The 355-nt window shown below is 40.6% G+C and carries 1 protein-coding gene; it reads right to left on the bottom strand.

What is annotated here, in order from left to right; genetic code table 11:
* Positions 1–344: reverse transcriptase domain-containing protein (locus EIZ48_RS31735; protein WP_240153133.1), on the bottom strand; the 344-nt coding region annotated here is incomplete at its 3' end.
* Positions 345–355: the final 11 nt, after the last annotated feature.

Below are 355 nucleotides of genomic sequence, written 5' to 3' on the forward strand. Positions count from 1 at the left end.
ACTACCTTCATCGTATCCATCTCAATTTGTGTCTTAGGACACTGAGCGCTTGATAAGTGTATTCCATGTCTGAAAGGTAAGAAACCTTTCTTGGAATCCTGCATACTGTAACGGGCGACAATATCATCGATATAGGATGCCTGGGATAAGCCCAACATTCTTCGTTTCCGATCACGTATAAGTTTGATCCCGAGAATGTGACCAGCATCTCCCAAATCCTTCATATCGAATTGTCCAGACAACCATACTTTGACCGCTGATAATACTCCCACATCGTTACCGATTAAGAGTATATCATCAACATAAAGTATTAAAAACACATTAACGCCTCCATCATGCTTCATGTAAACACATG

The organism is Photobacterium alginatilyticum (genome assembly GCF_009910675.1).
GTDB lineage: Bacteria > Pseudomonadota > Gammaproteobacteria > Enterobacterales > Vibrionaceae > Photobacterium > Photobacterium alginatilyticum.